The 3,101-nt window shown below is 57.6% G+C and carries 4 protein-coding genes; 1 reads left to right on the top strand and 3 read right to left on the bottom strand.

The window, feature by feature from the left end; all coding sequences use genetic code 11:
- The first annotated feature begins 124 nt into the window (after positions 1-124).
- On the top strand, positions 125-1,018 hold the full coding sequence (locus R6V78_RS17925; protein ID WP_410290754.1) for a CynX/NimT family MFS transporter: 894 nt from the start codon (positions 125-127) through the stop codon (positions 1,016-1,018).
- Between the two features lie 25 nt (positions 1,019-1,043).
- On the opposite strand, the gene R6V78_RS17930 is transcribed toward R6V78_RS17925, so the two are convergent.
- The 3 genes from R6V78_RS17930 to R6V78_RS17940 all read right to left on the bottom strand — a co-directional run.
- The gene (locus R6V78_RS17930; RefSeq protein ID WP_410290755.1) at positions 1,044-1,925 is read right to left on the bottom strand and encodes a branched-chain amino acid ABC transporter permease; all 882 of its coding nucleotides are present in this window, start codon (positions 1,923-1,925) and stop codon (positions 1,044-1,046) included.
- Positions 1,926-1,988: 63 nt separating this feature from the next.
- Positions 1,989-2,768 (bottom strand): branched-chain amino acid ABC transporter permease, encoded by a 780-nt coding sequence (locus R6V78_RS17935; RefSeq protein ID WP_410290757.1) that lies wholly within the window; start codon positions 2,766-2,768, stop codon positions 1,989-1,991.
- Positions 2,663-3,101, bottom strand: a 439-nt coding sequence (locus R6V78_RS17940) for a glycoside hydrolase family 3 C-terminal domain-containing protein (RefSeq protein ID WP_410290756.1), incomplete at its 5' end; no start/stop codon positions are given. The genes R6V78_RS17935 and R6V78_RS17940, both read right to left, overlap by 106 nt.

Here is a 3,101-nt window from a genome sequence, read left to right on the forward strand (position 1 = left end):
CCCCAGCCAGAGCGGAATGGTCGGCATCGAGGAAATCACCTCGATCACCCGCTGGATCACCAGGTCCACTGCCCCGCCATAGAACCCCGACAGCGAGCCTAGGATGACGCCGAGGCAAAGGCTGATGCAGACGCCGATCTTTTTTACCATATTGTCAGCACCGTCTCTGATCGCCCGTGTTGCGGAGCCCAGACATCTTCGCCTGATACTGGGATTCTGGGGGGCGTATATGCCGGCGGGTATCACCATCATGCTTCTGCTCTCGCCGTATATGGTGAACCGTTTCGGATGGCGCGGCCTGTGGTTTTTTAATGGGTTGATCTGTCTGTTTGTGCTGGGGCTGTTTGTGACCGCCACCATGCGGCGGCCCGAAACGCGGAAAACACAGAAAGCGACGCCTGTACATTTCATGGGAAATCTCAAAACCATCCTTCTGAGCCCGGGTCCCGTGCTTCTGGGAATTTGTTTCCTGTGTTACGCCGGCCAGTGGATGGCGCTCATGAGTTTTCTGCCGACTTTTTTCATCGAAGAGGTGGGCATGGGCAAGGAGGGAGCTGCCTTTTGGACAGCCCTGGCCGTGCTGGTCAATATCCCCGGGAATATCACCGGCGGCATCCTTTCCCATAGAGATGTCCCCCGGTGGATGGTTTTGTCCGCCGTGTTTATTGTTGCCAGCGCGTTGACCTTCGGGCTCTATTCTCCGGCAACGCCGCTGACGGTTCGAATTCTTCTGTGCCTCGGTTTCAGCCTTATCGGGGGCCTTATTCCCGGCACGTTATTGGCGGCTGTTCCATTCCACTCTCCGGGAAAGGCGTGTATCGGGGCTGCCAACGGGCTTCTCATGCAAGGCTCCAATCTGGGGACTCTGCTCATGGCACCTGCCCTGGCGGTGGTGGTCGGCCTGTTCGGCGGGTGGCACGGCGCCCCCTGGATGTTTGCCGTCGCCGGTCTGGTCGGTTTTTTTGCCGCTGTCGGCATCGGCCGGATCGAAAAACCGGTAATGGACCGGAAGCAATGAAGACTTGATCCTTGTGTTTTTTTCGCTATACCCGCTCCACGAACTTGGTACCCAACAGCCCTTCTTCCCGGAAGATCAGCACTAGAATAATCACCAGGAAGGCCAGGGTGTTTTTAAAGGCCACCGAGAGATACCCGCCGGCCAGGGATTCGGCCACCCCCAGGATCAGGCCGCCCACGATGGCCCCGGGCAGGCTGTTCATGCCGCCCAGGACGGCCGCGGCGAATCCTTTGAGAAACGGTTCGAGCATGAAGAAGGGATCCAGCAGCAGCGTGGCGGCCAGAAACAGCCCTCCCAGGACGCCCAGCATGGCGGCCAAGCCCCAGGAGAGCGCCAGGATGCGGCGCGTGGGAATGCCGAGGGTCTGGGCGGCCTGCAGGTTTTCCGAGGTGGCCCGCATGGCCAGGCCCAATTTGGTTTTCTGCACCAGCAGGTAGAAGCCGAGGCTGGCCAGAAGATTGAAGATCAAGGTGCCCAGGCTGAGCTGGCTGACCACGACGTTGCCGAACTCGTAGACCTTGGTGTCCGAAATCGGAAAGGGAAAGGTTTGGGGTTCGAGGGTGCCGAAGCGCAGCACCAGGCCCTGGATGATCAGCCCGACGCCCAGGGTCAGAATGATCTGTCCCAGTTGGGTGGCATCCCGCCGCTGGGCCGGGATCAGCACGCAGAAGTAAAACAGGACGGCGATGCCTGCGCCGACCAGAAGCGCAACCAGTGAAGAGAGCCAGAAGTAGAGATTCATGCCCAAAAGCGCCATGGCCACATAAGTCCCGGCCGTGGCCATGTCGCCGTGGGCGAAGTTGAGTACGCGGTTGGAACGGTAAATCAGGACAATTCCCAGGGCCACCATGGTGTAGAGGCTGCCTTGGCTCATTCCGGATATCGTGTATTGCAGAAATTTTTCCATTGAAAAGTCCTAGTTGCTATGGCTTGTTGGCCGCATGATCGCCTGCCGGATATTGCGAGGCGGTTAACGGAAAGGCCAGTTTCTGAAATAGAGCCGTATCTTGAATATTCTACCGGCCAGCCCCTGGGGTACGAAGATCAGGATGATGACGATGACCACGCCGAAGACCACCGGCACCAGTTCCTTGTAAGCGGAGAAAAGGTGCGGTACCAGAATGACAAAGGCCGCGCCCATGATGGAGCCGTTGACCATGGCCAGGCCCCCCACGATGACGGCCACCAGGAATCCGATGGTTTCCATCCAGGTGAACATGTTGGCTTCGAGGTAACCCAGCATCAGGGCGTAAAGGCCGCCCTGAACGCCGACGTAGAAAGAGCTGATTGCAAAAGCCAGCAGCTTGTAGCGGGTCAGGTTGACGCCCAGCACTTCGGCGGCGATGTCGTTGTCCCGGATGGCGATGAAGGCGCGGCCCATATAAGAAGAAACGATGTTGTAGGTCAGCAGGATAAAGAAGACGCAGAGGATCAGGTTCAGATAGAAGTAATAGTTGATGCGCGACAGCCCGAAGAGCGGTTCGAGCTTGGCCACGGTCATGCCCATGCGCCCGCCCGACAGCAGGGGCACGTTGACCAGAACCTGGTAGACGGCTACACCGAATCCCATGGTGACGATGGCCAGGTAAGGCCCTTTGAGTCTCAGGGAGGGGATGCCGATCAGGATGCCGAAGATCGCAGCGATCACCCCGCCGGCCAGCGCGCAAAGGGGCCAGGGCACCCCCCATCCGGACAGGTGGCCGAAAGTAAATGTGCCGATGGCCAGAAAGCCGGCCTGGCCGAAGGATATCTGCCCACCTCGGCGCCTGCAACATTTCCGGTGTTTTGAATGTGCATTGTTGCCACGAATGAATTATTGGTTTCCGTTATTTCCAAATCGCTGTATTCGAATGAAGTGTAGGAGAGGCCGTGCCCGAACGGAAACAACGGTTCAATATTGTTGGAGTCGTAATGCCGGTATCCCACAAAAATTCCCTCGTTGTAATGCACCTCATTGTTTTCTCCCGGATAATTTCCGAATGCAGGATTATCTGAAAGTTTTACCGGAAGCGTTTCAGGCAGTTTTCCGGAGGGATTGACCTCGCCGAACAATACTTTGGCAATGGCATTTCCGCCTTCCTGA

Source organism: Desulfosarcina sp., from assembly GCF_046496365.1.
Classification (GTDB): Bacteria; Desulfobacterota; Desulfobacteria; order Desulfobacterales; family Desulfosarcinaceae; genus Desulfosarcina.